This window comes from Nonomuraea sp. ATR24 (assembly GCF_041950485.1).
In the GTDB taxonomy this organism is placed as follows: domain Bacteria; phylum Actinomycetota; class Actinomycetes; order Streptosporangiales; family Streptosporangiaceae; genus Nonomuraea; species Nonomuraea ceibae.
Genome location: NZ_JBGNUU010000006.1, coordinates 219,613 through 244,169, shown reverse-complemented (window position 1 = coordinate 244,169; position 24,557 = coordinate 219,613). Strand labels below are relative to the sequence as shown.

Here is a 24,557-nt window from a genome sequence, read left to right as displayed (position 1 = left end):
GGCAAGAAGTGGATCAGAACAGGCAATGACTCCACGGGCCGGTGTTGCGCCTTGAATGCCACCACTCCGTCACTCACAGTAGCCGCGTGCGAAGCCCATCGGATCATGACCAGGTGCCGATCCTGCGGCATCACACCCAGTTGCGTGCGGCTCCGGACCCGGCGGGCGGGGACGGGGCGTGCCCGCTGCCCTCCCCGCGGGTGATCCTCGAGGAGGCGGGCGACGACCTCGACCGGGCGCGCCGGTCGTGGCGGGACGCGCGTTATGACCGGTTCCGGCCGCGCGCCTTCCGCGCTGTCGCGGACCACCTCGCCGCCGCGCTCGCCGTGCTGGCCGGGCGGCAGGGCCAGTCGTTCGCCGTGGACGACCTGGTCGCCGCCGGGATGCTGCCCCGGCACGTCCGGCTGGTCAACACCGCGCTGGCCATGCTGGAGGCGGACGGCCTGGCGCGGACGTGTCCCGGCGGGCGGTGGCGGCTCGGCGTCCCGGCCGACCCCGGCGAGCTCGCCCGGGGCCTGCTGCGCGACCATCCGGCCTTCTCCACCGAGGTGCTGCTGGTCAGCCGGATGTGCCGGGAGCTGCCGGACGTGCTGCGCGGCGAACGCGACCCGCGCGAGCTGCTGAGCCGCGACGGCGGCGGCGAACTGCTGCGGCAGCTCTACGACACCGCCCCGCTCAGCCGGTTCGCCAACCAGGTGGCGCGGGCGCTCCTCGGCCGCATGGTCGCGGCCCTGCCGGACGACCGGCCGTTGCGCGTGCTGGAGGTGGGCGCGGGCACCGGCGGCACCACCGCCGCGCTGCTGCCGCTGCTGCCGCCACACCTGACCCGCTACACCTTCACCGACGTGTGGCCGCTGTTCCACGCCACCGCCCGCCGCCGGTTCGCCGGCTACGACTTCGTCGACTACCGGCGGCTCGACCTCGACGAGGACCCCGCCGCACAGGGCTTCCCCGAAGACGCGTACGACGTGGTGGTCGCCGCCAACGCCCTGCACACCGCCCGCGATGTGCGCGCGGCCCTGGAACGGGTGCGCCGCCTGCTCGCGCCCGGCGGGCACCTCCTGGCCGTCGAGACGCACGACCCGCGCCTGATGATCGGCATCTTCGGCGCGCTGGACAGCTTCTGGCCCATGGCGGACCACCGGCTGCGGCCCGACAGCCTGCTGCTCGCGCGCGAGCAGTGGCCGCCGCTGCTCGGCGCGTGCGGCTTCACCGGCGTCGTGCAGACCGGCGACGACAGCGGCCCCGCCCGCGACGATCTGTCGATCACGCTGGCCGCCCGCCCACTCCCCCGGAGCCGGTCACGCACCTGCGCGGCGCCGCCGCCGTCCGGGACGCGGTGGATCGTCGCCGCCGAGGACGCCGGTGAGCTGCCGTTCGCCCAGGCGGTGGCCCACCTGCTGGCCGCCGGTGGGCAGGCGGCGGGACAGGGCGGCGCCGTGGCCGTGCTGAGCACGCCCGATCCCGGCCGCTGGCGGACGCTGCTGGCCTCCGGGCCGTCCACCGGCGCGGTGGGCGTCGTCCTCGTCGCGGCCGAGCGCACCTGCGGCGCCGGGAGCGACGACGAGCCGCGCCTGCGGCTGGACGAGGCCGTCGAACGGATGCTGGTGCTCAAGGCGATCGCCCTCGCCTGCGACGACCTTCCCGCCGGACTGACCCGGTCGTTGTCCGTGGTGACCCGCCCGAGCGGCGCGCTGCCCGCGCCGGAGGAGCCGCTGGTCCCCGCCGACGCGGTGCTGTGGGGCGCCGCCCGCGCCCTGGCCGGCGAGGACGCCCGGCTACGGGTGCCGCGCATCAGCCTGCACCGCACCGCCGACCTCGCGGCCGACGCCCGGCGGCTGGCCCGCGAGCTGCTGTCCGCGCCGGGCGAGGGCGAGGTCGCGCTCACCCGCCGGGGCCGCTTCGTCGTGCGGGAGATGCCGTACGAGCCCCTCGACACGGGAACGGGCCCCTGCGTCCTGGGCTTCGACGACCTGGGCCGGGCGCCGTACTGGACACGGGCCGAACCGGCGCGTCCGCCCGGCCCCGGCGCGGTCGTCATCGAGGCTCGGGCCGTCTCGTGGAGCGGACCGGACACCTGGTGGACGTGCGCGGGCCGGATCACGGCGGTGGGACAGGGGGTGCGCGAGGTCGCCGTCGGCGACCGGGTCGTGGGGGTGGGCGGCGGCGCGCCCGGCTCCCACCTGAGCACCACCGCCCGGCTGGTGCGGGAGATTCCCGCCGGCATGGGCTTCGCCGAGGCCGCCGTCAGGCCGGGGCCGGCCATGCGGGCGCGCCGGGCGCTGGCGGCGGCGGGGCTGTCGGCAGGCAGCACGCTGGTGCTGCACGACGCCACCGCCACCGGCCTCGCGGCGTTGCACCTGGCTCTCCGGCAGGGCGCCCGAGTCGTCGCGCTCGCGCGGCATCCGGGGCAGCGGGACCTGCTGGACCGGCTCGGCTCCCATGAGGTCGTGGACGCCGCCGATCCGGACGTGGTCGCGCGGGTGCTGGCCCGCACCGGCGGGCGCGGAGCCGACGTGCTGGCCGGAGCCGTGCCGGAGAGCTGGCACGCGATGCTCGCCCCGGCCGGGCGGCACGCCTGCCTCGACGCCGCCGGCCCGCCCGATCCCCGGCTGTTCCACGAGGTCATGGACGCCGCACGGGACGGCCTGGACCCGGCGCCGCCGTACCACGTCCATCCCGCCGCCCGGGTGGGTGAGGTGTGGGCGGAGCGGCGCGCGGCGGCGGTAACACTGTCGTTCGACCCGCTGGACGGGCCCGTCCGGGCCCGGCCGCGGGCCGTGGAGCTGCGCCCGGACCCGCAGGGCGCCTATCTCGTGATCGGGGGCGTGGGCGGGTTCGGCGCCGCCGCCGCGCGCCGGTTGGCCGAGCGCGGCGCCCGCCGGCTCGCGCTGGTCTCCCGCAGGGGCGAGGCGGCGCCCGAGGCCGCCGCCGTCGCGGCCGGGCTGCGCGCCCTGGGGGCGCGGGTGAGCGTGCACGCCGCCGGCGTCACCGACCTGGCCGCGATGGCGGCGGTGCTGAAGAGCGTCGACGCGGGCGAGCATCCGCTGCGCGGCGTCGTGCACGCCGCCATGGCGCCCACCCTGAGCGAGGTGCGGCAGCTGACCGCCCGGCACGTGGCCGACGTGCTGGGCTGCAAGATGGCCGGCGCGCTGGTGCTCCATCGGCTGCTGGAGGGCCGGGACCTGGACCTGGTCTGGCTGTTCTCCTCCATCAGCGGCACCTACGGCGGGGCGCGGCAGGCGGCGTACGCGGCGGGCAACGTGTTCGTGGAGGCACTGATCCGCCGGCGCCGCCACCTCGGGCTTCCCGGCCACGCCACCGCGTGGGGCACGATCGCGGACACCGGCTTCGTGGCCCGCCACGGCGCGGTGCCGCTGCTCAGCGCGTACGGCTTCGCGCCCATGCCGTCGGAGGCGGCGCTGACACTGGCCGAGCAGATGATGGCGGCGGACGTGGCCGTCGCCGCCGTGTCCAGTCCCGACGCCCGGCGGCTGCGCGTCGGCGATGACGAGGCCGCCCGGTTGGGGCCGCTGCTGGCTTCCCAAGGCAACAACCGTTCTTGACCGGACACGCGGAGCCGGGACGGCACGGCCCGCGGGCGTCCACGAGATGCTGAAACCTGAAGATCAACGGAAAGGTGACGACCCGTGCCGAAAGAAGAGATCCTGCTCCTCATCCGCCGGTACTGCGCTGAGATCTTCGCGCTCGACCTCGCCGACGTGACCCCGGACACCGCCTTCGACGATCTCCAGGCCGACAGCATGGCCCTGATCGAGCTGCACACCGCGCTCGGCCGGCACGAGCTGCACGTCGACCTGTTCGACTTCCGGATGTCGATGACCCTCGCCGAGGCCGCGGAGCTGGCCCACCGTGCGCAGCCGGCCCCGGCTCCCTGACTCCCCGGTGGGGCGGCGGCCCGGCGCGCCGATCCCGCTGGACGGGGGTGACCTGGCGTTCCTGTCGTGGCTCGGCACGGACCGCGATCCGCTGCTGCACATCGCGCTGGCGGCGCGCCTGCCGGGTCCCGTTCCGTCCGCCCCGCAGCTGTGCCGGCTGGCCGCCGAGACGGCCGCCCGGGCCCCGGTGCTCACCTACCGGCTGACCGGCTCCGGGCGGCACGCCCGCTGGGAGCCCGACCCGGCCTTCGACCCGGCGCACCACGTGGCGCACCGCCGGGTGCCACCGGGCACGGACGTACGGCAGGCGGTGATTGACGCCGTCCGCGAGCTGCCCCTGCATCCTCGGCGGCCACTGTGGACGCTGATGGTGATCCACGGGCATCGCGACGACGAGCACGTGCTGTGTTACCGGGTGCATCACGGCTTCCAGGACGGGGTGGGCGCCGCGCGGACGGTCAACGCCGTTCTGCTGGGCAAGCCGTTGTCCACGCCGGTTTCGCGGGCGCCCGCGAAACCGGCGGGGGGCCGATGGCTGCGCCTGATGGCTACCGGTGCGCGGCTGGCGGGGCGGTCGGCCCGGCTGCGCCCGCCGGCCACCACGGCCGACGGCGGCACCCGGCTGCGGGTCCACCACTGCGACGCCGCGCCGCTGACCGCCATCGCGGCCGAGACCGGCGCGAGCCTCACCCAGGTGGCCCTGGCCGTCCTGACAGGCGCGCTGCGCTCGTGGAACCCGCGTCACTGGGAGCGCGGCCGGCCGGCCCGCCGGGGGCTCACGATCTCCTTCCCGCTCAACCTGAGCGGCCGGCTGCACGACGGCGGCCTGGGGAACGGCTGCGTCAGCGTGCCGGTCGTCCTGCCCTGCGGGGAACCCTGCCCCCGGGGACGCCTGCGCCGCGTCATGGCGGAGACCGGCTTCGAGCGGCTGTCGAGGTATCGCCACGACCGCTACCTGCTGCGTTCTCCCCTGCTGGCCTGGGGGGCGGGCGCGGTGATCGGCTCCCGGGCGATGGAGCGCCTGCTGTTGCGGGGCGCCGCCGGAGGGCTGGTGGTGAGCGCCATAGCCGCCGGTGACAGTCTGCCGGTCGACCGGTGTTTCGCGGTGCCGCCGACGCTGGACTTCGGCGGCGGCGTGATGGCGATCGTGCACGGCGGCGGGTCTGTGGTGTTCTCCGGCCTCTGGTCGCGCTCGCTCGGCGGTACGGAGCGCCTGGCCGGGCTCCTTGACGCGGCGGTGGCGGAGCTGGCTGCCGCCGTCGGCGTGGGCGGCAGTCCTGGCTCACCGGTGGGCGGGGCCGCCGTCAGGCGATGAAGGAGATCTTGCCGGTGCCGGTCACGGCGGCGATGCCGGTGGTGGTGCACGTGGTGATGTCGGAGGTGGGGATGGCGCTGCCCGCCACGGACGCCCCGGCCAGCCGTCCCTTGGTCACCTTGCCGCCGAGCAGCATGTCGCCGGGGTTGTAGCTCTTGACGCTCCTGGCCGCCTCGATGGCGGAGTGATCGGGCTTGATCACGGAGGTGCCGGCGGGCCGCTTGTCGGCGTCGTACCAGGTGATCCGGCCGGTGGCGCTGATGTCGTCGACGTTGGTGCACGAGCCCAGGCCGGTGCCGTGGGCGGTCAGCCAGCCCGAGCGCAGCCGGGCGTGGGCGCCGTTGGGCGACGTGCAGTGGGTCAGCGCCAGGGTGGCGCGGGCGGTGATGCGGCGCACGGTCATGCTGACGGGCGGGTCGAGGGTGATCGGCCGGCCGGGGGTGGTGCTGACCGTGCAGGTCACCAGCTTCTGGCCGGTGTGCGCGGCCACCTGGGGCGTGGCGGCGAGCAGGGACACGACGGCGGCGGCGGCCGGGAGGGCCGTGCTGCGGATCCGTCCGCTGGCGGGCAGGGTGAACATCTCATCTCCTGGCAGTGAGTAACTGATCAGTTACAGACATAGCACGACAGGTGCCGATACCTCGCCAGCCGCGCGGGCGCGTCAGCCGGTCGGCGGGCCGTCAACCGGCCTCAGGGGCGGCAGCAGCCGGGCCAGCGGCCGGGGCAGCCACCAGTTGCGGTGGCCGAGCAGGCGCATCAGCGCGGGGACGAGGACCATGCGGATGAGCGTGGCGTCGATGATGATCGCGACGGCCACGGCGAATCCCGCCTGCTGGAAGTCGTGCCGGTGGGTGAACAGCAGACCCGCGAAGGTGACGGCGATGATGGCGGCGGCGAGCGTGATGGGCCGGGCGGTGTGCCGCAGGCCGTGCAGCACGGCGGCGGTGTTGTCACCGGTGCGCCGGTAGTGCTCGGCGATGCGGTGCACCAGGAACACCTCGTAGTCCATGGACAGGCCGAACACGACGGTCAGGGCCAGCAGCGGCACCGCGGCGTTGATGTCACCGGTGGAGCCCGTGCCCTGGAAGCACAGGGTGACCAGGCCGAGGGTGGCTCCCACGGACAGCAGGTTCATGGCGATCGCCTTCAGCGGGATCAGCAGGCTGCGGAAGGTGATCAGCAGCAGGACGAACGACGCCAGCAGCACCAGCGCGATCACCTGCCACGCGCGGCCGCGCATCTCGTCGTAGACCTCGGCCAGCATGGCCGCCGCCCCCGTCATGAGCACCCGCTGGCCGGCGGGCAGCGACTCCTGGGCCGTCCGGCCGATGTCGCGCACCAGGTCGGCGGCGTCGGTGCTGTCGGGGGCGCCGCGGCCGGCGATGGTGACCAGCGTCAGGTCCCGGCCGTTGTCGATGGCGCCGGTCATCGTCACGCGCGGATCGCGTTCGAGGGCGGCGGTGAGCGCGCTGGGATCGACCGGGCCGGTGCCGGGGGCGTGGGGCAGGGCCAGCAGGGTCAGGTTGGCGAGGTGGTCGTCCTCCATCTGGGCGAGCCCGTGGCCCACGTCGGTCCTGGCCAGGGTGTGGCGGTCGAAGTGCAGGCCCAGGCGCAGGTCCAGCGCGGGGACGGCGGCCAGCAGCAGGAGGAGGGTGGCGGCGAGCGCGTACCGGCCCGGGCGGCGCATGAGGTGCCCGGCGATGCGCAGCCAGGCGGGCGGGCGATCGTCCCGCCGGGCACGCCAGAGCCGCCTCGTCGGCTCCAGCCGCCGGTCGAGGAGCACCAGCAGCGCGGGAGCCAGGGTCAGGGCCGCCGTGAGCGTGAGGAACGCGGCCAGCACGGCCGCCAGCGCCATGCTGAGCACCGCCGGCGCGGGGATGATCAGCATGCAGGCGGCGGTGATCATGATGATCATCGCGCACCAGCTGACGGTGCTGCCGGCCGTGGCGACGGCGTGAGCGGCGGCCTCGCGCGGCCCGCCGCCCTCCCGGCGGCCCTGGCGGTAGCGCAGCAGGATGAGCAGGCAGTAGTCCAGCCCCAGGGCCAGGCAGATCGTCACGGTCGCGGTCAGCAGCGTCGAGTCGATCCCGATGGCGGCGCCGCCCAGCGCCAGCACCCCCAGGCTGAGCAGCCCGGCCCCGCCCGCCACGAGCAGCGGCACGGCCACGGCCCCGGCCGCCCCGAGTCCCACGACGAGCAGGAGCAGGATCAGCGGGACCGTCACCAGCTCCATCCGGCGCAGGTCGTCCAGGTCGGCGCGGATCAGCTCGGCGAACACCGGGCTCACGCCCACCAGCGCGACCGTCACCGTCCCGCCGGAGGCGTCGCGGGCCGCCCGCGCGGCCGTCGCGATCTGGGCGGGCAGGTTCCGCTGGCGGGCGCGTTCGTCGCCGTGCACGCCGGCCATCACGTACGCGTGATGGGGGTTGACCTGGGCGGGCGAGGGAAGCGGCTGCAGGCCGCCGATGTCCGGGCGGGCGTGCAGCGCCTCCACCACCGCCGCCACCGCCCGCTGGTAGCGCGGGTCGCGGGAGCGCAGCGTCGCGGAGTCGAACGCGAGCACCAGCTGCTCGTCGCCCTGGTGCGGGAAGCTGCGGGCGATCAAGGCGGCGGCCTCGGCCGAGACCGAACCCCGCAGCTCCAGCGGGGGCGGGCTCAGCCGCTGCAGCAGGCCGGGCACCAGGGCGGCCGCGGCGGCGGCCAGCACCAGCCAGACCGCCACGACCAGCCGGGCGTGCGCGGCCGAGGCGGCTCCCAGGCGGGCCAGGACGGCGCCGCGGCGGCGGGCCGTGCCCGGCGCGGGGACGTCGCGGCTGCGACGGCGGACGGTGCCGAGCGGCATGAGCACACCTCTCCGTACCGGCGGATCGAGCTACGGGAGGCGGGTGGCGGCGTTGTTGCCGGCCGGGCACGGGGCCACCGCCAGGAGCGGGACGTTCTGTACGCCGCCGCCCGTCATGAACGTCATCCCGGCCGTGACCAGAGCCTGCCCCTGCAGCGTCACGCAGAAGCTCATGAGCGGCGGGTCCCCGGCGGCGTCCGCGCCCGGCGGCGGCCCCTCGGGCGCGGCCGGCAGCACCGGAGAGGCCACCGTGTCCGGCGGCGTGCTCTCAGGCGTGGCCTCCGGCGGGCTCGCCGGCGTGGTGAGCTGCGCGGCGGGCGGCGTGGAGGGCATCGGCGTGCCGGCCTCGGCCGTGGCCGGGAGGATGCCGACGGCCGCGGCGGTCACGGTCAGCAGGAGCAGGGTGCGCTTGTCCACGTCGATCCTCTGATGGTCCGGCCACGTACGCGTGCTCGCGGGCGCCGCGCATGCGGTCGCGGCACCCTTCAACACTTTCCGTACTATCACGATCACTCACTGCACATCGGTCGGCGCGGCCGAAGCAGCACGAAGGAGTGGCGTTCCGGACCTCGTTTCAAACGCCGCTCGATGCGGTAGCTAGCACACACATCGGTCGTCACTCTACGTAACGGAGCACGTCATGGCGCGGATCACGATGGCACTCGGCATCCTCGCGGTGGCCGTGGCGCTGCCCTTCGCCGGCGCCACCGCCGCGTCCGCGACCCCGATCCAGGCGGTCTCGATGGCCGACTGCCTGCTCGGCTCGGGCGTCGTGGTGCCGAGCGCCACCAGCCCGACCCGTCTCAGCTGCTACGGCGGCCGCTTCCACGGGCAGCCCGTGGGCGGCCTCGCCTGACGTACGGCGGCGCGGCCGGCCGCTCACCAGCGCAGGAGCACCGTTCCCGCGCTGAGGCCGCTGGCCACCCCGACGAGGGCGACCAGATCGCCGCGCCGCACCCGCCCGCTCCGCGCCGCCTCGTGCAGTTGCGCGGGCAGGGTGGCGGCGACGAGGTTGCCGTGCTCGGCGATGGTCACGACGACCTTGTCCAGGGGAATGCCCGCGCCTTCGCAGAACGAGCGCAGCGACGGCAACGACGCCTGGTGGACGCAGATCGCGGCCAGGTCGTCCCAGCCGACGCCGTGCTCCCGCAGCGGTTGCGTCAGCACGTCCAGGTCGAGCTTGTGCACGGCCACGGCCAGTCCCACGGCGTCGACGGTGAAGGGGCCGGTCACGTGCCCGCCTGATTCCAGCCGCCGGAACGGCATGACCGCCGCGGGCCAGAACTCCGGCACGGCGCAGAAGCGGTGCCCCATGATCCCGGGGACGGCCGCAGCCTCGAGCAGCAGCGCGGCCCCGGAGTCCGACACCGTGTAGGACGGGATGGCGGCCCGGAACTCCTGCTCGCAGCCCACGCGCCAGCGGATGGCGCTGGTCGCCACCTCACCGCAGACGACCAGGACCGTACGGTAGCGGCGCGCGGTGATCAGCGTGTCAGCCAGCTCGATCGCGTTCAGCACGCTGTTGCAGGCGTTGCGCACGTCGAAGGCGGCGCAGCCCGCCCCCAGCTCGGCCGCCACCATGTGCGCGGTGGCCGGCTCCACCGCGTCCAGGGACACGCCGGCGAAGATGATCAGATCCAGCGCCGCCGGCGGGTGCCCGGTGCGCGCCAGCAGGTCGCGGGCCGCCGTCACCGCGAGGTCGCGGGCCCGCTGGTCCGCGTCCGCCACATGACGGCTGCTCACGCCGGTGACGCACTCGATCAGCTTGCGCGGGATCGGCACGCCGGGATTGAGGTCGGCGAGCCGGTCCTCGAGCTCGGCCGTGGTGAGGCTGGTGCCGGGCAGATGCAGCGCCACGTCCGTGACCTGCGCGTACAACGGCGCCCCCATGGCGGCCTCCTCTAGATCAACTACGGTCAGGATAGGAACGACCCCGTTGATCACGGCGTGTGACGCGCCGCCTCGTCCCGCACCGCCAAAATTCGATCAACTCCGCCCCGCACCCGCCGTGTCCTGCCTGGCAGGCTGCCCCCGTCGCCGAGACTGGCCCGGATGTGGCCGCCCTGGCCGAGCGACGGGAGTGGGACCGTGAGCGACGACGAGATCGAGACCGTGGTGCGGAACACCTGCGCGCAGGTCCTGAAGACGGACCCGCGGCTGGTCACGGCGCAGGCCCGGCTGCGCGAGGACCTGGACGCCGACAGCCTGGACCTCGCCGAGATCCACGTCGCCCTGGAGGAGGTGTGGGGGCCGATCCCCCGCGAGACGCTCGCGGACGTGCGAACCGTGGCCGACGTGCTGGACCAGGCCCGCCACCTCGCCGGAGAGCGGGCCTGATGCCGCCACGGACGCGCATCGCGGTGACGGGCCTGGGCGTGCGCACCCCGGCCGGCGCGAACCCGAAGGAGCTGTGGAACACGCTGCTCGGCGGGCGCTCCACCGCGCGGACGATCACCTCCTTCGACACCGAAGGGCTGGCGGTGGACTTCGCCTGCCAGATCGGCGGCCTGGACCCGGCCGGCTACCTGACCCCGAAGCAGGCGGGCCAGCTCGACCGGGTGGCGCTGCTGGCGATGTGCGCGGCCGGTGACGCGCTGGCCGACGCCGGTGCGATCACCGCGCATCCTGAGCGTCGCGCCGTGGTGACGGGCACGGGCTTCGTCGGCACCGAGACGTACGAGCGGAGCATGCTGGACGGCCGTCAGCCGGGGCGCGGCAATCCGCCGCCCCGGTTCGTCCCCATGATCATGGCCAACGCGCCGGCCGCCGCCATCAGCATGCACCACGGTCTCCTGGGGCCGAGCTTCACCGTGGCGACGGCGTGCGCCTCCGGCGCCCACGCCATCGGCGAGGGCGCCCGCCTGCTGCGTGACGGCTCGGCCGACCTGGTGGTGACGGGCGGGGCCGAGGCGTGCGTCACGGCGACCATGCTGCTGGCCTTCGACCGCTGCCGGGCCCTGTCGCGGCGCACCGCCGAGCCCGAACGGGCCAGCAGGCCGTTCGACACCGCCCGGGACGGGTTCGTCCTGGCCGAGGGGGCGGCGTTCCTGGTCCTGGAGCCGCTGGAGGACGCGCTGCGCCGCGGCGCCCGCGTCCATGCCGAACTGGCCGGATACAGCCGCACCTCCGACGGTCACCACCTGACCGCTCCCCACCCGCAGGGGCAGGGGGCGTACCGCAGCATGCGCGCGGCGCTCGCCGACGCGGGCCTGACCCCGGACGCGGTCGCGCACGTGAACGCCCACGGCAGCGGCACCCAGCTCAACGACCTGGCCGAGGCCCAGGCGATCGCCCGCCTGTTCGGGCCGGACGGCCCGCCGGTGACCTCCACCAAGGGCGTGACCGGTCACGCCATCGGCGCCGCCGGAGCCATCGAGGCGGTGGCGAGCGTGCTGACGCTCACCGAGCTGACCATCCCGCCCACGGCCAACCTCGACGACCCGGACGAGCGCTGTGACATCGACGTGGTGCGCCGGCCGCGCCCGCTCCCGTCCGGGGCGGTGGTGTCGAACTCGTTCGGCTTCGGCGGCCACAACGCCACGCTGATCTTCACCCCGGCCTCCTGAGCGCATGACCTCGCAGATGCGCCCCGCGCGGCTCGGGATCCGGGCGCTGCTGGAGTATCAGCGCCAGGGCGAGACCTGGATCGAGCGGACCTTCGACCGGTACGGCCCGATCTTCACCATGTGGAACCCCGGCGTCGGGCGCGTGGCGATGCTGCGCGATGCCGACCACGTCAGGCAGGCGTCCTCGGCCAGGGAGCGGCTGCTGGCCCCGTTCGAGGGCGGCCCGCTCGACCTGGCGGCGGGTCCGCGCTCGATCCTGGCGCTGGAAGGCTCGCAGCACCTCCAGGTCCGCAAGCTTCTCCTTCCTCCGCTGCGCGGCAGCGCTCTCGAACGGCACCGCGCCCTCATGTCGGCCGCCGTGAGCCGGTCGATGACCTCATGGCCGGTGGGCGTCCCCTTCGAGCTGCTGCCTCACCTGAGCGACACCGTCTTCGACATCTTCCTGGGCGTCCTGCTCGGCGTCGAAGGCGACCGGCTGGCGGCCTGGCGCGCGCCGTTCGCCGCGCTGCGGGCGCGGCTGCACGCGCCGTCGACGCAGGTCCGCTACATGATGCGGCGTACGGGCGCGGTCGCGGCATGGCGATCGTTCCACCGGCTACGTGAGCAGTGCGTCCGCCTGATCGGCGCGGAGATCGAACGCCGCCGCCGCGACCCCGCCGGGCAGGGGGACGACGTGCTCGGCTCGCTGATGGCGGCGCGGACTCCGTCCGGGTCAGGGCTGACCGACGCGGCGCTGTGCGACCAGATGATGGCGCTGCTGCTGGCCGGGCACGAGACCACCGCCGTGGGCCTGGCCTGGGCCGTGGAACGGCTGCTGCGGCACCCGGAGGCGATGGCGCGGCTGACGGCGGAGGCGCTGGCCGGCGACGGCGAGGCGTTCGCCACCGCCGTGGCCTGCGAGGCGCTGCGGCAGCGCCCGCCCGTCGCCTTCAAGCCCCTCGGCGTCACCCGGCACGCCTGCCGGCTCGGTCCCTACGTCATCGAGCCACGCACGACACTGCTGGTCCACCTGCGCTCGCTGCATCACGACGCCCGCCACTTCCCCGCGCCCTCGGCCTTCAGGCCCGAACGCTTCCTCGACACGCGCCCGGCGCCGGGAAGCTGGCTGCCGTTCGGGCTCGGCGCCCACCTGTGCCCCGGCAAGCCGTACACGATGGCGCAGAGCGGCGCGCTGCTCCACACGATCCTGCGTGGTGGTGAGCTCTCACTCCCGCCGGACGCTCGGGACGAACCCATCGAGCGGGCACACATGGTGATCAACCATCCGGGCCGCAACTGCCTGGTCACCTACCGCCCCCGGGCCGACCTCGCAGGGCCGTTGAGCCGCTAGCAGGCCAGTTCGATCGCCATGCGGGCGATGCGGCTCTGGTCCCCGGCCTTGGTGCCGCACTCTGCCGTTCCGCCGGCGTCGCCGTGCTGCCAGGAGGTGGCGTGTCCTGAGCCGAGGCGCTTCCCGTCGCACTCCACGACGAAGTCGGCGTCCACCAGGTGAGGCGCCACCTGGTAGACCACGTACCGTCCCGAGGCGCCGAAGGAGTTCTCACCGTGACGGCCATGATCCGTATGACAGGAAGATCGCCCCGCAGGTTCCCAGGCTGCTCACGTGTACCCCTGACAGCCACGAGTTCCGTCATGTGTGGCGGTTCCGGACACCGCCGGGTGCCGATGTTCATCCGGCTCGTCAAGGCCGGTTGTCCTTGCCGTCCAGCCAAAGCGTGTCGGACGCGTCGCGGTGGGAGCCCGAGCTGCCGACGTGTTTGGCGTCGATCTTCGGCCCCTTCTTGATGACATGCACCAGCGCCATCGCGTGCCCGCGCCCGAGGTCGTAGTCCTGCTTCAGCCAGTCGACGATCACTCCGGCCTTCACGGACGGGGCGTCGAAGCCGCGTTCCTTCGCCAGAGCGATGAACTCACGAGGGGTCAGTCCGGTCTTGTCCTCGATGTTGTCGAGGTAGGCCTGGAACGACATGCGCTTCTCCATTCTTCAGCGGGGATGCTTCGCGACCCCGTGGGCTGCAAGCTTGTCTTTTGCAAGTACGCTTTGTCAACTGAAGTATGGGCTAGGATTGCCACCATGGCGCCGAGGGAGTACGGACAGTTCTGCGGCCTGGCCCGCGCGATGGAGATGGTCGGCGAACGGTGGACCATGCTGGTCATCCGCAACCTGCTCACCGGGTCCCAGCGCTACACAGACCTGCGCAATGGCCTGCCGGCCATCCCGACCAACATCCTGTCGGCCCGCCTCAAGCAGCTGGAAGAGGCGGCGCTGGTCACCCGTCGCGCGCTCCCGTACCCCGATCGCGCCGTCGTCTACGAGCTTACCGACTACGGACGCGACCTCGAACCCGCGTTGATCGCACTGGGCCGCTGGGGCGCGCGGACGCTCACCGAGCCCCGCCCCGGCGAGCTCGTCACCGCCGAATCGGTCGCCATGTCGTTCCGTACAGCATTCCGGGCACAGGCGGCCCGGGGGGTCACGGCCGGTTACGAGATCCGCCTGGGTGACTTCACGTTCCGCTTGCAGGTCAGCGATGGCGAACTCGAGGTCGGCATCGGCCCGCACCCGGCCCCCGACCTCGTCATCGAGCGGTTGAGCGGCCACCCCGTCCGCGAACTGATGGGTGGCGGCAAGACCGCGGATGAGCTGCTCCGCGACGGCAGCCTGCGCGCCGAGGGCGATCCCGTGCTGCTCGGCCGATTCGCCGAGATGTTCCGCTTTTAATCAACGAGGCAGCGAAACACCGCCGGAGACGTGAATGCGGGGCCACGCCTGATGCGCGCCCCGCAAGGTCCTCACGAGCCCGGGATCAGCAGGTGATCCTCCTGCTCCTGTTGGTGAAGCCGCCGGCCTTCTCCGCGTAGACCCAGACGCGCCAGTCGTAGGTGCCGTCACCGCACCTCGCCGGGAGTCCGACCTTCTTGTCGGAGTCCTTGGTCCAGGTGTCCGAGTTCATGGTCTGCCAGCCGTACCATCGCTTGCGCTGCACCTTCAGCGTCATCTGCCCGCAGTCGCCGACCCACGTGACCGTGCCCTCGACGTGCGCGCCGTCCTTGTACGGGATGCCCGGGCTGACGCTGCACGCCGCTGCTGCCTGCGTCGTGGCGGCGCTCGCCGGCTGGGCTCCCGCGAGCAGTCCGGCGGAGACTGTCAGAGCGATGATTCCGACCGATAGCCGCATGATTCTCATGTCCCTTTCGTTCCTGGGTCGATGTGGAGGGGACGATACGGACGAGCGGTATGTCTGCGGTATGCCGGGGACGCACGCCCGGCATCCTCAGCATCCCGAAACATGACGGTCTCACGACCGGTGCGCGGCCATAACGCGTTCGGGAGCCGGGAACGGGTGAAGTTGGCAGGTGCGGCACTGGCGTGCCGGGTCCGTGGCCGGTGCCCTTGAGGTCCGTAGGTGAGGACAGGAATGATGTCACCGCAGAGCAGCCCGCCCAAGACCGCCCCAGAGCCCATCCGCGATCCGCGCCAGGACCACCTGCTGACCCCGCGGAACAGTGCCATCGTCCTGATCGATTTCCAGGAAGGGCAGTACGCGACCGTGGGGTCCTCGACGCGGGACGAGATCAACCTCGGGGCCGTCACGCTGGCCAAGCTCGCCCACGCCTACCAGGTCCCGACCGTACTGAGCACCGTCGCGGTCGGCATGGGCGTCAACCAGCCGACCGTCGAGGAGATCACCCGGGAGCTTCCCGGGGTCACGGAGATCGACCGTACAGGCGTGAACTCCTGGGAGGACCCGGACTTCCGGGCGGCGGTCGAGGCCACCGGCAGAAAGAAGATCATCATGGCGGGCCTGTGGACGGAGGTCTGCCTCGCCTTTCCCACTCTGGACATGCTCCGCGAAGGCTTCGAGGTCTACCCCGTCATCGACGCCGTCGGCGGGGTCTCGCCCGTCACCCACGAGACAGCCGTCCAGCGCATGATCCAGGCCGGTGCGCAGCCCGTCACCTCGCTCGCTCTGGGCTGCGAGTTCATGCGCGACTGGGCGCGTGACGACGCCGATCTCTACCGCGTCGTCATCAACGACTACTTCCGCCGCAAGCGCGCCATCGGGCAGCGCTCCGGCAACCTGTTCTAGGGCTCCGGCCGGGTGGGGGACACGTTCCGGGGGCTCCCCGATGTGACGTGCGTCATGTCGGCCGGTCGTCCCGGGCGTCCCGGCTCCTTCGTCTCTGAGGTGTAACAACCGAAGCAGCAAGGAGATCGTCATGGAGAGCCGTTTCAACTACGCCGAGAACCCGGTCGGGGCCAAGGCCGCGAAGTACGTCATCTCGGCGGGCAAGGTCGTCACGGACTCGTCCCTGCCGCCGCTCACGAAGGAACTGGTGGCGCTCCGCATCAGCCAGATCAACGGCTGCGCGCCCTGCGTCGAGATCCACACCAAGGACGCCGAGCACGCGGGAGAGACCTCCCTGCGGATCAACCTGGTCCCGGTCTGGCGGGAGGCGCCGATCTACACGGACGCCGAGCGGGCCGCCCTGGCACTCGCGGAAGAGGGCACCCGCGTCGCCGACGCCGCCGGGGGCGTCAGCGACGAGACGTGGGCGGCGGCGTCCAGGCACTACGACGAGGACCAGCTCGCCGCCCTGGTGGCGCACATCGCCGTGATGAACGCCTTCAACCGCATGAACATCATCACCGCGCAGCCCGCCCCCGGCACCTACCAGCCCGGCCAGTGGTAGATCCGGAAACCCCCATAGCCGAGAGGACGACCTCGTCATGACCGAACACGCCACGACCGCGCCGAGCGGTCCCGAATCGCGTCTCTCCGACCCGAGCAAGTTCGTGCCCGAGCTGGGGGCGATCGCCGGAGGAATGACCAAGGCCGCCGAGAACGGCTCGGTCCCGCGGGCCACGATCCTGCTGGCCCAGCTCCGGATCGGCCAGCTCATCGGCAGCACGTACCACACGGTCGTGCAGTCGGGCAATCTTCGCGAGGAAGGGGAGCCGGAGGAGCGCATCACCGCCGTGGCGAGCTGGCGGGACGCGCCCCACTACTTCACCGGCGCGGAGCTGGTCGCGCTGGAGTTGGTGGACGCCATTCTCACCCCGAACCCGTCCGGCGAGCGCGTCCCGGACGAACTGTTCGCCAGGGCGTCCGCGCACTACGACGAGAAGGCGCTCGTGACGCTGTGCATGGCGATCGGCAGGAGCTGCTTCTTCGCCCCCATCACCCTCGTCGGCAAGCCCTCCCCGGGCCGGGCGCCGGGCGAGAACTGGAGGAAGTGACCGGAGCGAGGCCCGGCGCGCCGAGCTCAGCGACGGACCGGGTAGCGCAGGTGCAGGGCGCGCCGGCCCTGGATGACGATCGGGTCGTCGAGCAGGAGATGCCCGCCTTCGAGCTTGGAGAAGTACGGGATCCCCTCGCCGAACAGCACCGGCACGAGGCTCACGCACACCTCGTCCACCAGGCCGAGGGCGAGGGCCTGCTGCGTCACGTTCGCGCTGGCGATCGTGACGTTCCGGTCGCCGGCGATCTGCTTCGCCCGCTGGATCGCCGCCTCGACCCCGTCGACGAACGTCGTCGCCGGCCACTTCCCGGCGGCGTCCGCCGGCGGCCGGTGCGTGACGACGACCACGGGCGCGCCGGCCGGATGCCTGTCGTTCCAGCCGCCGGCGATGTCGAACAGGCGGCGGCCGGCGACGAGCGCGCCGGTGTTCTCGGTGAGGTCCCGCCATGCCTCCGCACCCGCTTCGTCGACCTTGACCGAGATGTCCTCGTTCGGGTTCGGCACGACCACGTCCCCGGCCTCGTACCAGTCGAACAGCTCGCCGACCTGGTCATCCGGCTGCGCGATGTATCCGTCCAGCGACATCGTCATGTGGCTGAAGACCTTGCCCATGAGGGTCCTCCTCTGGTTACCGCTCGGCCCGGTGGTTCCGGCCCGTCCTTCAAGGGTCATGGGGTGGACCGTTCCCGGCGGCGGAACTCATCGCGCCCGGTCGGACGGCGTCGGCGATACTGTGGGCGTGGAGTACGTGTCCAGAGTGCCGCGTCCGCCGCTGGACAGGCTGATCGACGACCTCTACTACCTGGAGGGCGCGTCGCCGTACGCCCGGCTGACGCTGCCGCCGATGCCGGCGGCGCTGCTCATCGTCAACCTCGGGGCGCCGTTCCGCATCCGCGCCGGCGCCGACCTTGAGACGGCGGAGTACGCCGACGGCTGCGTGGTCACCATGCCCACCCGCGCGCTGGAGTTCGGCTACCCGCCGCGGACCCGGTCCGTCGGCGTGCACTTCAAGCCGTGGGGGCTGGCGCCGTTCCTGCCGATGCCCGCGGCCGAGCTGTGCGACCGGCCGGTGACGGTGGAGCAGGTCTGGGGCCGGCCCGCCGTCGCCGAGCTGCGGGACCGGCTGGCCACGGCGGACGGCCCGGACGAGATGCTGACGCTGCTCGAACAGGAGCTGACGCGACGGCTGCGCGAGACCACCGGCCTGGGGCTGGTGCGCCACGCGAGCAGCGTCATCGCGGCGGCCGGCGGGGCGGTGGCGATCGGCGACCTGAGCGCGGCGGCCGGGGTCAGCAGCACGCATCTGGCGCAGCGGTTCAAGGAGGTCGTCGGCGTCACGCCGAAGCGGCTGGCCCGCACCCACCGTTTCACCGCCACCGTGTTCGCGATCGACCCCGCCGGGCCGATCGACTGGGGCGAGCTCGCCGGTGGCGCAGGCTACTTCGACCAGGCCCACTTCGGCCACGAGTTCCGGGCGTTCACCGGGCTCACGCCGACCCGGTACGTCGAGGTCCGGCGGCGGTTCCTGCGCGAGCATCCCGGCCACGCGCTCGACGGCTGGCCGCTGCCGGCCGATTGATTTCTTACAAGAGCGGCAGCGCACGGCACGCTAATTTGAGGGCACCCAAAATGGAGGAGGGGCCCTGTGGGCAAGGTGGTCATGTACAGCTCGGTGTCGGCGGACGGTTTCATCGCGGACGAGAACGACCTGCCCGGACCGCTGTTCGACTGGTTGACCAGCGGTGACGTCCCGTTGGACGAGAGCGGCGAGCTGAAGGTGTCACAGACGTCCTATGACTACACCAGGGCGTACTGGGACCGGATCGGGGTCACGATCGTCGGCCGCCACGTCTTCGACCTGACGGATGGCTGGGACGGAAAGCCGCCGAGCGGCGTCGACCACGTGGTCGTCGTGACGCACCGGCCGCAGCCCGAGGGCTGGGACCTCGGGGCGCCGTTTCACTTCGCCGACGGCGTCGAGGCGGCCATGGCCAAGGCGCAGGAGCTCGCGGGCGACCGCATGATCGAGGTGGCCGCCGGCGACGTCGGTGGCCAGGTGCTCGCCGCGGGGCTGGTCGACGAGGTGCGCATGGACGTCGTGCCGGTGGTGTTCGGGTCCGGCAAGCGCTATTTCGGGTCGGTCCACGCGCAGCACCTGCTGGAGGATCCCGACGTGGTGATCCAGGGCAACCGGGTGCTTCACCTGCGCTACCAGGTGCGCCGCTGATCCATCTGATTCACCTGTAGACGGGAGTGCGTGGCGCCTGGGGGGCGGTGCCACGCACCTGAATGTGCCTTTTGTAGACCCTCTCTTACTCACTCATGATGGTGTTACGCACTACGAGTGAGGTGAGGGAAATGGCCCCCTTGATGCCACATCAGGCGTCGCGGACCCGGCCGGATCTGCCCCGGCCGACTCCGATGAGCTCGCTGGCGGCCCGGTTGCGGGCGATCTCGCCGTGATGGGTGGCGGCCCAGCCGGCCATCGCCGTCACCGCGTCGATCAGCGACCGGCCCAGCTTCGTCAGCTCGTACTCCACTCGCGGCGGGACCTCGGCGTATGCGGTCCGGGTGATCAGGCCGTCGCGCTCGAGATGCTTGAGCGTCTGGGTCAGCATCCGCTGGGAGATTCCCGGGATGCTCGCCTGCAGGTCGGAATAGCGCAGCGGGCCGGCGTTCAGGGTGCTGATGGTCAGCACCGTCCACTTGTCGCCGATGCGGTCGAGCACCTCACGGATGAAGGCGCTGTCCTCCGGCCACGCCTGGCACGGACCAGCGATCTGTCGCGCTGACGCCATCTCGATTTCCTCTCATCCGGCTGTAACCGCACTACCAGTATGTAACACGTGCGGGGCGGTCACCCCGATCCACGACCACGCCCGCGCCACACCTCAACGCAACGGAGAGTGATCACTGTGAACGCACACGACACCGTCGTGGTCGGCGCGGGCCCGGTCGGGCTGTGGACGGCTGCGGAGCTGGCCCTGGGCGGCGGGCGACCGCTGGTCCTGGAACGGGCCGAGCAGCGCAGCCCGCACTCCAAGGCGCTGGCCATCCACCCGCGCACGATCGAGGTGCTGGCGATGCGCGGGCAGGAACAGGCCTTCCTCGACGGCGGGCTGCCCGTGCCGGACGGGCACTTCGGCATGCTGCCCGCCCGCCTGGACTTCCGGGAGCTGGCCACGCCGTTCCCGTTCATGCTCGCGCACCCGCAGCTGCGCACCGAGGAACTGCTCGAACAGCACGCCCTGGCCCTCGGGGTGGTGATCCGGCGCGGGCACCGGGTGACCGGGCTGAGCCAGGACGAACAGGGCGTGACGCTGCGGGTCAGCGGGCCCGACGGCGCGTACGAGATCACCGCGGACCACGTGGTCGGCGCGGACGGCGCGGGCAGCACCGTACGCCAGGCGGCGGGCATCGGCTTCCCCGGCACCGACTCGACCATCTTCGGCTTCCTCGGCGACGTCGAGCTGGCCGACCCGCCGGAACGGCCGGGCACCTGGCACAACGCGCACGGCGCGCTGATCGTGGCCCCGATCCCCGGCGGGCGCTACCGCGTCACCGGGTACGCCCCCTCAACCCTCACCCCGACCCTGGAGTCCCTGCGGGAGACGACGAAGCGGATCGCGGGCACGGACTTCGGCATGCACTCCCCCGTGTGGCTGTCCCGCTTCGGCAACGCCACCCGGCTCGCGGCACAGTATCGGAAGGGCCGGGTGTTCCTGGCGGGCGACGCCGCGCACATGCACTTCCCGGCGGGCGGTGTCGGGCTGAACGTGGGCCTGCAGGACGCAATGAACCTGGGGTGGAAGCTGGCCGCGGTCCAGCGGGGCCGGGCGGAGGCGTCCCTGCTGGACACTTACCACCAGGAACGCCACCCCGTCGGCGAGTCCCTGGTCGAACACACCAAGGCCCAGACCGCCCTGATCACCGCCACCACCGAGGAGGGCCTGTCCCTGCGCCGGTTCATGGCGGACCTGCTGCGCGCCCATCCCGACGTGGCGGCCGAGCTGGCCGACACGCTGACGGCGCTGGCCGTACGCTATCCGGGAGCCCATCCCCTGGCAGGCCGGCGCCTCCCGGCCACCCGCGAGCAGCTGCGCCTGCTGCGCGAGGGCCGCCCGGTGCTGCTGGCCCAGGAGGCCACCCCGGCGCTGAAGGACCTCGCCGTGAGCGCGGACCTCCAGCTGTACGAGACCGAGCTGCCCTGGCCCACGGACGCCATGCTCATGCGCCCCGACGGGCACGTGTGGGCCGCCGGAGACACTGCCGGACAGCTGGCGGACGCCATGGCAGAACTCCCTCTGACCTGACGGGGAGCGGCATGAACGTACGCGGCGCCACGTCACACACCCCGAACCAGGGATGCCGGGCAGCTCCCGCAGCCAGGCGTCCTGGATGTCGTCGGCCCGTCGCGCGGCGGCTCGGCGGCCACGCTCGGCTCCGCCGTTCACCTGGACGACCTGGGCCGTGACGTGGCCCGCACCGGGTGAGGCGAGCCGGTGCACGGTCTCGGCGACGTCCCGCGGCGTGCCGGCCCGGCCGGTGCCGGTCTGCGCGCCTCGCCCGGCCTAGGTTCAGCGCGCAAGATTCTTGCGCGTCGGGGCGAGAATTCTCCATCGGTTCGATCGGGGGTTCGACTAGCGTCGGCCGGGTCCGGATGCCTCCGACGAACAGGAGCAGGGCCATGCCGGTATCAGTGTCCGCCGCTGACCCGTACGGAAGAAGGAGGCACGATGAAGCGCGTCGGCGTCATCGGAGTGGGTGAGATCGGCCGGGCGATCGTGACGGGCCTGTGCGAGGGGGCCGGCTACGCTCCCGAGGTGTTCCTCTCCCCGCGGGGAGCTCGCACGGCCACCGAGCTGTCCGGGCGCTACGAGAGCGTACGGGTGTGCGCGGGCAACCAGGAGGTGCTGGACCGCTCCGACATCGTGATCATCGCCGTGCGCCGCGACGATCGGCACGAAGCGCTGGCTGGCCTGACCGTGGGCGACGACAGGGTCGTGGTCAACGTGATGGCCGGGGTCGGCAACGACGACCTGCGCCGGACGCTGGCCACCGGCGCCCCGCTGGTACGGGCCATCCCCCTGCCCGCCGTCCGCGAGCGCCGTTCCGTCACCGTGACGCACCCCGCGCACCCGGTCGTCGACGACCTCTTCGCGCGGCTGGGCGGGGTGCTCCCGGTCGAGGACGAGGCGGCCTTCAACGTCTTCTCCGCACTGACGGGAACGCTGACCGCCCACTACTCCTACCTCGCCACGATCGCGTCGTGGGCCACCGGCCACGGCATCGCCCCCGAGGCCGCCGACAGCTACGTACGCGGCCTCTTCCAGGGCGTCGGCCGCTCCCTGAGCGACCGGACCCGCTCCCTGCACCAGCTCGCGGCCGACCACGAGACCCCGAACGGCAGCAACGAACGCGTCCGCACCACCTGGTTCACCCCGGCCAACGCCCAAGCCCTCGGCCAGACCCTCGACGACCTCCTCACCCGGCTCGACGGACCGCGGGACGGCGGCGCGCGGGACCTACAGGCCGAAGGCGCCGCCCTCGACGAGGATCGCCACGCCGATGCCTGACAGCACGAGCGGCAGCAGTACGTGACCCCACCGGCTCAGCGTCCGGGCGACGACCGGCCGGGTGGCGAAGAACCGGCCGGCGGCACACCATACGGCGACCAGGGCCAGGAACACGACGATGTGGACGGTCGTCGAGCCGGCCCCGGCGGTGGTGAACACCGGCACGTACACGCCGATGTTGTCGCCGCCGTTGGCGAAGGTGACCGCGGCCACCTCCCATGCCCTCGGCCCCCCGGCCGGCGCCTCCCCGGGCCCCTCGTCCTCGCCGTCACGGTGGCTCCGCCACGCCTGCCAGGCCGCCTTCAGGCCCAGGAGCAGCGGCAGCAGACCCAGATACGGCAGCACCGGCTCGGGCAGAAGGGCGGCGCCGGAGGCCGCGACCACGGCCACGACCAGGATGCCCAGGAACCCGAGGTACTGGCCGGCCACCACCCGCGCCGCCGCACCCGGGCTCCCGGCGCCCCGGGCGAAGAACAACGCCAGGATCACGAGGTCGTCGACGTTGGTGATGGCGAACAGCCCGGCCGCCTGACCGACGACACCCACGTTCACGCCGGTTCTTCCCCTTCACCCGTGATGCGCCCCCGGCGACCCTACAAGGTCACTCCCCCGCCGACGAACGCCGGCTCGATCGCGCTGGTGCGGCCAGGGTGGCCATCGCCTCGAGCAGCGTCGCGTACACGGGGCCGGGTTCGGCGGGCTCCTCCCAGCTCGGCTCCTCCCCGGCCGCCGGGCCGGTCTCCGCCGCCGGGAAGAACAGCCACCACAGGTTGTGCCACGGGTCGAGGAACCGGGCGATGCCGTACCCGCCGTAGAAGGGGGAAGCCGGCGTGACGACGGTCGCGCCGCGTGCGACCGCTCTGCGCAGCGTCTCCTCGGGGTCGGCGACGTACACCTGGGTCAGGGCCGGGGTGAACGGCCAGTCGGCCTTGCGGTCGGCGACCATGATCAACGAGTTGCCGATCTTGACTTCGGCGTGGATCAGCGTTCCGTCCGCGGCGTGGAAGTCAGGGGTGCGGGCCTCCTCCCGCTCCGTCGCGTCGAAGACCGCGACGAGGAAGTCGATGAAGGATTCGGCTCCGTCGACGACGACGAATCCGTTGACAGTGTTCTCGCCCCGGGGTTCGGGACCTTGCTCGGTCATCTCCATGCCGGGAGGCTAGGGACGATTGCGGTCAGGCTCCTGCCGCGATGACGGCCCGCGCCCACTGGTGGAAGGCGGTCAGCGGAATCCCCAGGTCCGCGGCGAACTCGGGGCGCGCCGGTGCGGGATGTGCGCTCATGTACTGCTGCGCCTGGAAGAGCCCGGTCATCAGGCCGTCCGCGAGGGCTTGCTCCGGGCCGGCCGGAAGCTCGATCGTGGTGTCGAGGGCCTCCGACAGCACCCGGGCGGCGGTGCGGAAGCTCAGGACGTCACCGGCGAGTTCGAGCTCGACGCCGTGAAAACGCCCGGGTTCCGCGAACGCCGTGGCGGCGGCCGCCCCGATGTCGCCGACCGCGACGAAGGGAAGCGGGACGTCGGGATCGACCCCGACGAGGAGCCGGTCCGAGGTCAGGTCCGCGAAGTAGGACGACGGCCGGACGAAGTTCTCCATGAACGTGGCCGGGCGCAGGATCGTCCACCGGGGGAAGCCCGCGCCGCGTACGAGGTCCTCGACCGCGGCCTTGCCGCGCCAGTAGTGCCGCATGTGCGCGCCCCAGCGCCGCTCGTCGAAGCGTTCGACGTCGACGGTGCCCGCGCCCGACACCGAGGTGTGCACCACGTGCCCGACGCCCGCCGCCCGGGCGGCCTCGACGAGGTTGCGCCCGTGCCGGACCTCGGAGTCGCCCATCGGGTCGGCGGGATCATAGGTCTGCACCGAGAACACGGCGCGGGCGCCGTCGAGCGCCGCTTCCAGCGACGCGACGTCGTCGAGGTCGCCTCGCACGAGGACGGCGCCCAGAGCGCCGAGGGCGGTGGCACGCTCGGAGCCGGGGTCCCGCACCAGGGCGTGAACGGGGACGCCGGCGTGAAGCAGCGCGCGGGCCACGGCGCCTCCTTGCTTGCCGGTCGCTCCGGTGACCAGCACGAACGATGACGATTCAGGCACGGCACTCCTCCAGGGATCGATATGG

Annotated in this window: 27 protein-coding genes; 15 read left to right on the top strand and 12 right to left on the bottom strand. The window is 72.9% G+C overall.

Annotation, left to right across the window (positions count from 1 at the left end; genetic code table 11):
- The first annotated feature begins 86 nt into the window (after positions 1-86).
- The 3 genes from ACBI99_RS18325 to ACBI99_RS18315 all read left to right on the top strand — a co-directional run bounded on the left by ACBI99_RS18325 (position 87) and on the right by ACBI99_RS18315 (position 5,214).
- Positions 87-3,566 carry an SDR family NAD(P)-dependent oxidoreductase gene (locus tag ACBI99_RS18325; protein ID WP_375072818.1) on the top strand — a complete coding sequence of 1,160 codons (3,480 nt, stop codon included), beginning with the start codon at positions 87-89 and terminating at the stop codon, positions 3,564-3,566.
- An 84-nt stretch (positions 3,567-3,650) separates the two neighbouring features.
- Positions 3,651-3,899, top strand: coding sequence for an acyl carrier protein (locus tag ACBI99_RS18320; RefSeq protein WP_219517033.1), 249 nt, complete (start codon positions 3,651-3,653; stop codon positions 3,897-3,899).
- Complete coding sequence (locus ACBI99_RS18315; protein ID WP_375072817.1) at positions 3,874-5,214, top strand: wax ester/triacylglycerol synthase domain-containing protein; 1,341 nt, start codon at positions 3,874-3,876, stop codon at positions 5,212-5,214. Before ACBI99_RS18320 ends, ACBI99_RS18315 begins: the two co-directional genes overlap by 26 nt.
- On the opposite strand, the gene ACBI99_RS18310 is transcribed toward ACBI99_RS18315, so the two are convergent.
- The 3 genes from ACBI99_RS18310 to ACBI99_RS18300 all read right to left on the bottom strand — a co-directional run bounded on the left by ACBI99_RS18310 (position 5,204) and on the right by ACBI99_RS18300 (position 8,473).
- On the bottom strand, positions 5,204-5,794 hold the full coding sequence (locus tag ACBI99_RS18310) for a hypothetical protein (protein WP_364177909.1): 591 nt from the start codon (positions 5,792-5,794) through the stop codon (positions 5,204-5,206). The two genes, ACBI99_RS18315 and ACBI99_RS18310, sit on opposite strands and share 11 nt — an antisense overlap.
- A gap of 81 nt (positions 5,795-5,875) precedes the next feature.
- A complete protein-coding gene (locus tag ACBI99_RS18305; RefSeq protein ID WP_375072816.1) occupies positions 5,876-8,056 on the bottom strand; it encodes an MMPL family transporter in 2,181 nt (726 codons plus the stop codon).
- 30 nt (positions 8,057-8,086) lie between these two features.
- The gene (locus ACBI99_RS18300; protein ID WP_375072815.1) at positions 8,087-8,473 is read right to left on the bottom strand and encodes a hypothetical protein; all 387 of its coding nucleotides are present in this window, start codon (positions 8,471-8,473) and stop codon (positions 8,087-8,089) included.
- 223 nt (positions 8,474-8,696) lie between these two features.
- Between ACBI99_RS18300 and ACBI99_RS18295 the strand changes: the two genes are divergently transcribed.
- Entirely contained in the window at positions 8,697-8,912 is a 216-nt protein-coding gene (locus ACBI99_RS18295; RefSeq protein WP_219509123.1) for a hypothetical protein, read from the top strand.
- A 23-nt stretch (positions 8,913-8,935) separates the two neighbouring features.
- On the opposite strand, the gene ACBI99_RS18290 is transcribed toward ACBI99_RS18295, so the two are convergent.
- On the bottom strand, positions 8,936-9,946 hold the full coding sequence (locus ACBI99_RS18290) for a 3-oxoacyl-ACP synthase III family protein (protein WP_375072814.1): 1,011 nt from the start codon (positions 9,944-9,946) through the stop codon (positions 8,936-8,938).
- Positions 9,947-10,144: 198 nt separating this feature from the next.
- Here ACBI99_RS18290 and ACBI99_RS18285 point away from each other — a divergent pair, with 198 nt between their 5' ends.
- Genes ACBI99_RS18285 through ACBI99_RS18275 form a run of 3 tightly spaced genes read left to right on the top strand, consistent with a single transcriptional unit; the run spans position 10,145 to position 12,952 of the window.
- Positions 10,145-10,393, top strand: coding sequence for an acyl carrier protein (locus ACBI99_RS18285; RefSeq protein WP_375072813.1), 249 nt, complete (start codon positions 10,145-10,147; stop codon positions 10,391-10,393).
- Complete coding sequence (locus tag ACBI99_RS18280; protein WP_375072812.1) at positions 10,393-11,622, top strand: beta-ketoacyl-[acyl-carrier-protein] synthase family protein; 1,230 nt, start codon at positions 10,393-10,395, stop codon at positions 11,620-11,622. The genes ACBI99_RS18285 and ACBI99_RS18280 overlap by 1 nt, the downstream gene beginning before the upstream one ends.
- A 4-nt stretch (positions 11,623-11,626) precedes the next feature.
- Positions 11,627-12,952 (top strand): cytochrome P450, encoded by a 1,326-nt coding sequence (locus ACBI99_RS18275; protein WP_375072811.1) that lies wholly within the window; start codon positions 11,627-11,629, stop codon positions 12,950-12,952.
- On the opposite strand, the gene ACBI99_RS18270 is transcribed toward ACBI99_RS18275, so the two are convergent.
- On the bottom strand, positions 12,949-13,134 hold the full coding sequence (locus ACBI99_RS18270) for a hypothetical protein (RefSeq protein ID WP_375072810.1): 186 nt from the start codon (positions 13,132-13,134) through the stop codon (positions 12,949-12,951). The genes ACBI99_RS18275 and ACBI99_RS18270 overlap by 4 nt on opposite strands.
- A 169-nt stretch (positions 13,135-13,303) precedes the next feature.
- On the bottom strand, positions 13,304-13,591 hold the full coding sequence (locus ACBI99_RS18265; protein WP_219509132.1) for a DUF4287 domain-containing protein: 288 nt from the start codon (positions 13,589-13,591) through the stop codon (positions 13,304-13,306).
- A gap of 105 nt (positions 13,592-13,696) precedes the next feature.
- Here ACBI99_RS18265 and ACBI99_RS18260 point away from each other — a divergent pair, with 105 nt between their 5' ends.
- Entirely contained in the window at positions 13,697-14,344 is a 648-nt protein-coding gene (locus tag ACBI99_RS18260; RefSeq protein WP_246645860.1) for a helix-turn-helix domain-containing protein, read from the top strand.
- Between the two features lie 85 nt (positions 14,345-14,429).
- Here the strand turns inward: ACBI99_RS18260 and ACBI99_RS18255 are convergent, their stop codons facing one another.
- Entirely contained in the window at positions 14,430-14,801 is a 372-nt protein-coding gene (locus tag ACBI99_RS18255; protein WP_219509134.1) for a hypothetical protein, read from the bottom strand.
- 228 nt (positions 14,802-15,029) lie between these two features.
- Here ACBI99_RS18255 and ACBI99_RS18250 point away from each other — a divergent pair, with 228 nt between their 5' ends.
- The 3 genes from ACBI99_RS18250 (at position 15,030) to ACBI99_RS18240 (ending at position 16,864) form a co-directional block, all read left to right on the top strand.
- A complete protein-coding gene (locus tag ACBI99_RS18250; protein WP_357593871.1) occupies positions 15,030-15,713 on the top strand; it encodes a hydrolase in 684 nt (227 codons plus the stop codon).
- Between the two features lie 130 nt (positions 15,714-15,843).
- The gene (locus ACBI99_RS18245) at positions 15,844-16,317 is read left to right on the top strand and encodes a carboxymuconolactone decarboxylase family protein (protein WP_375072809.1); all 474 of its coding nucleotides are present in this window, start codon (positions 15,844-15,846) and stop codon (positions 16,315-16,317) included.
- 37 nt (positions 16,318-16,354) lie between these two features.
- Positions 16,355-16,864, top strand: coding sequence for a carboxymuconolactone decarboxylase family protein (locus ACBI99_RS18240; RefSeq protein ID WP_375072808.1), 510 nt, complete (start codon positions 16,355-16,357; stop codon positions 16,862-16,864).
- A gap of 26 nt (positions 16,865-16,890) precedes the next feature.
- On the opposite strand, the gene ACBI99_RS18235 is transcribed toward ACBI99_RS18240, so the two are convergent.
- The gene (locus ACBI99_RS18235; protein WP_375072807.1) at positions 16,891-17,478 is read right to left on the bottom strand and encodes a dihydrofolate reductase family protein; all 588 of its coding nucleotides are present in this window, start codon (positions 17,476-17,478) and stop codon (positions 16,891-16,893) included.
- A gap of 127 nt (positions 17,479-17,605) precedes the next feature.
- Here ACBI99_RS18235 and ACBI99_RS18230 point away from each other — a divergent pair, with 127 nt between their 5' ends.
- Positions 17,606-18,445, top strand: coding sequence for a helix-turn-helix domain-containing protein (locus ACBI99_RS18230; RefSeq protein ID WP_375072806.1), 840 nt, complete (start codon positions 17,606-17,608; stop codon positions 18,443-18,445).
- A gap of 66 nt (positions 18,446-18,511) precedes the next feature.
- The gene (locus ACBI99_RS18225) at positions 18,512-19,093 is read left to right on the top strand and encodes a dihydrofolate reductase family protein (protein WP_375072805.1); all 582 of its coding nucleotides are present in this window, start codon (positions 18,512-18,514) and stop codon (positions 19,091-19,093) included.
- Positions 19,094-19,244: 151 nt separating this feature from the next.
- On the opposite strand, the gene ACBI99_RS18220 is transcribed toward ACBI99_RS18225, so the two are convergent.
- Positions 19,245-19,664 (bottom strand): helix-turn-helix domain-containing protein, encoded by a 420-nt coding sequence (locus ACBI99_RS18220; protein WP_219509140.1) that lies wholly within the window; start codon positions 19,662-19,664, stop codon positions 19,245-19,247.
- A 117-nt stretch (positions 19,665-19,781) separates the two neighbouring features.
- Between ACBI99_RS18220 and ACBI99_RS18215 the strand changes: the two genes are divergently transcribed.
- Both ACBI99_RS18215 and ACBI99_RS18210 read left to right on the top strand, forming a co-directional pair.
- Complete coding sequence (locus ACBI99_RS18215) at positions 19,782-21,179, top strand: FAD-dependent monooxygenase (protein ID WP_357593884.1); 1,398 nt, start codon at positions 19,782-19,784, stop codon at positions 21,177-21,179.
- A 423-nt stretch (positions 21,180-21,602) separates the two neighbouring features.
- Entirely contained in the window at positions 21,603-22,442 is an 840-nt protein-coding gene (locus ACBI99_RS18210) for an NAD(P)-binding domain-containing protein (protein WP_375072804.1), read from the top strand.
- On the opposite strand, the gene ACBI99_RS18205 is transcribed toward ACBI99_RS18210, so the two are convergent.
- The 3 genes from ACBI99_RS18205 to ACBI99_RS18195 are packed head-to-tail and all read right to left on the bottom strand — an operon-like array spanning position 22,392 to position 24,532.
- The gene (locus ACBI99_RS18205) at positions 22,392-22,994 is read right to left on the bottom strand and encodes a cadmium resistance transporter (protein ID WP_375072803.1); all 603 of its coding nucleotides are present in this window, start codon (positions 22,992-22,994) and stop codon (positions 22,392-22,394) included. The two genes, ACBI99_RS18210 and ACBI99_RS18205, sit on opposite strands and share 51 nt — an antisense overlap.
- 49 nt (positions 22,995-23,043) lie before the next feature.
- Positions 23,044-23,592, bottom strand: a complete 549-nt coding sequence (locus ACBI99_RS18200) for a VOC family protein (protein ID WP_375072802.1) — start codon at positions 23,590-23,592, stop codon at positions 23,044-23,046.
- 25 nt (positions 23,593-23,617) lie between these two features.
- Positions 23,618-24,532, bottom strand: a complete 915-nt coding sequence (locus ACBI99_RS18195) for an NmrA/HSCARG family protein (protein WP_357593890.1) — start codon at positions 24,530-24,532, stop codon at positions 23,618-23,620.
- Positions 24,533-24,557: the final 25 nt, after the last annotated feature.

Excerpts from the sequence above, each read along its gene's own strand:
- ACBI99_RS18260 (WP_246645860.1), top strand. The coding sequence starts at position 13,697 with ATGGCGCCGAGGGAGTACGGACAGTTCTGCGGCCTGGCCCGCGCGATG.
- ACBI99_RS18255 (WP_219509134.1), bottom strand. The coding sequence starts at position 14,801 with ATGCGGCTATCGGTCGGAATCATCGCTCTGACAGTCTCCGCCGGACTG.
- ACBI99_RS18245 (WP_375072809.1), top strand. The coding sequence starts at position 15,844 with ATGGAGAGCCGTTTCAACTACGCCGAGAACCCGGTCGGGGCCAAGGCC.
- ACBI99_RS18275 (WP_375072811.1), top strand. The coding sequence starts at position 11,627 with ATGACCTCGCAGATGCGCCCCGCGCGGCTCGGGATCCGGGCGCTGCTG.
- ACBI99_RS18290 (WP_375072814.1), bottom strand. The coding sequence starts at position 9,946 with ATGGGGGCGCCGTTGTACGCGCAGGTCACGGACGTGGCGCTGCATCTG.
- ACBI99_RS18295 (WP_219509123.1), top strand. The coding sequence starts at position 8,697 with ATGGCGCGGATCACGATGGCACTCGGCATCCTCGCGGTGGCCGTGGCG.
- ACBI99_RS18310 (WP_364177909.1), bottom strand. The coding sequence starts at position 5,794 with ATGTTCACCCTGCCCGCCAGCGGACGGATCCGCAGCACGGCCCTCCCG.
- ACBI99_RS18240 (WP_375072808.1), top strand. The coding sequence starts at position 16,355 with ATGACCGAACACGCCACGACCGCGCCGAGCGGTCCCGAATCGCGTCTC.
- ACBI99_RS18280 (WP_375072812.1), top strand. The coding sequence starts at position 10,393 with ATGCCGCCACGGACGCGCATCGCGGTGACGGGCCTGGGCGTGCGCACC.
- ACBI99_RS18210 (WP_375072804.1), top strand. The coding sequence starts at position 21,603 with ATGAAGCGCGTCGGCGTCATCGGAGTGGGTGAGATCGGCCGGGCGATC.
- ACBI99_RS18265 (WP_219509132.1), bottom strand. The coding sequence starts at position 13,591 with ATGTCGTTCCAGGCCTACCTCGACAACATCGAGGACAAGACCGGACTG.
- ACBI99_RS18200 (WP_375072802.1), bottom strand. The coding sequence starts at position 23,592 with ATGGAGATGACCGAGCAAGGTCCCGAACCCCGGGGCGAGAACACTGTC.
- ACBI99_RS18220 (WP_219509140.1), bottom strand. The coding sequence starts at position 19,664 with ATGGCGTCAGCGCGACAGATCGCTGGTCCGTGCCAGGCGTGGCCGGAG.
- ACBI99_RS18235 (WP_375072807.1), bottom strand. The coding sequence starts at position 17,478 with ATGGGCAAGGTCTTCAGCCACATGACGATGTCGCTGGACGGATACATC.
- ACBI99_RS18305 (WP_375072816.1), bottom strand. The coding sequence starts at position 8,056 with ATGCCGCTCGGCACCGTCCGCCGTCGCAGCCGCGACGTCCCCGCGCCG.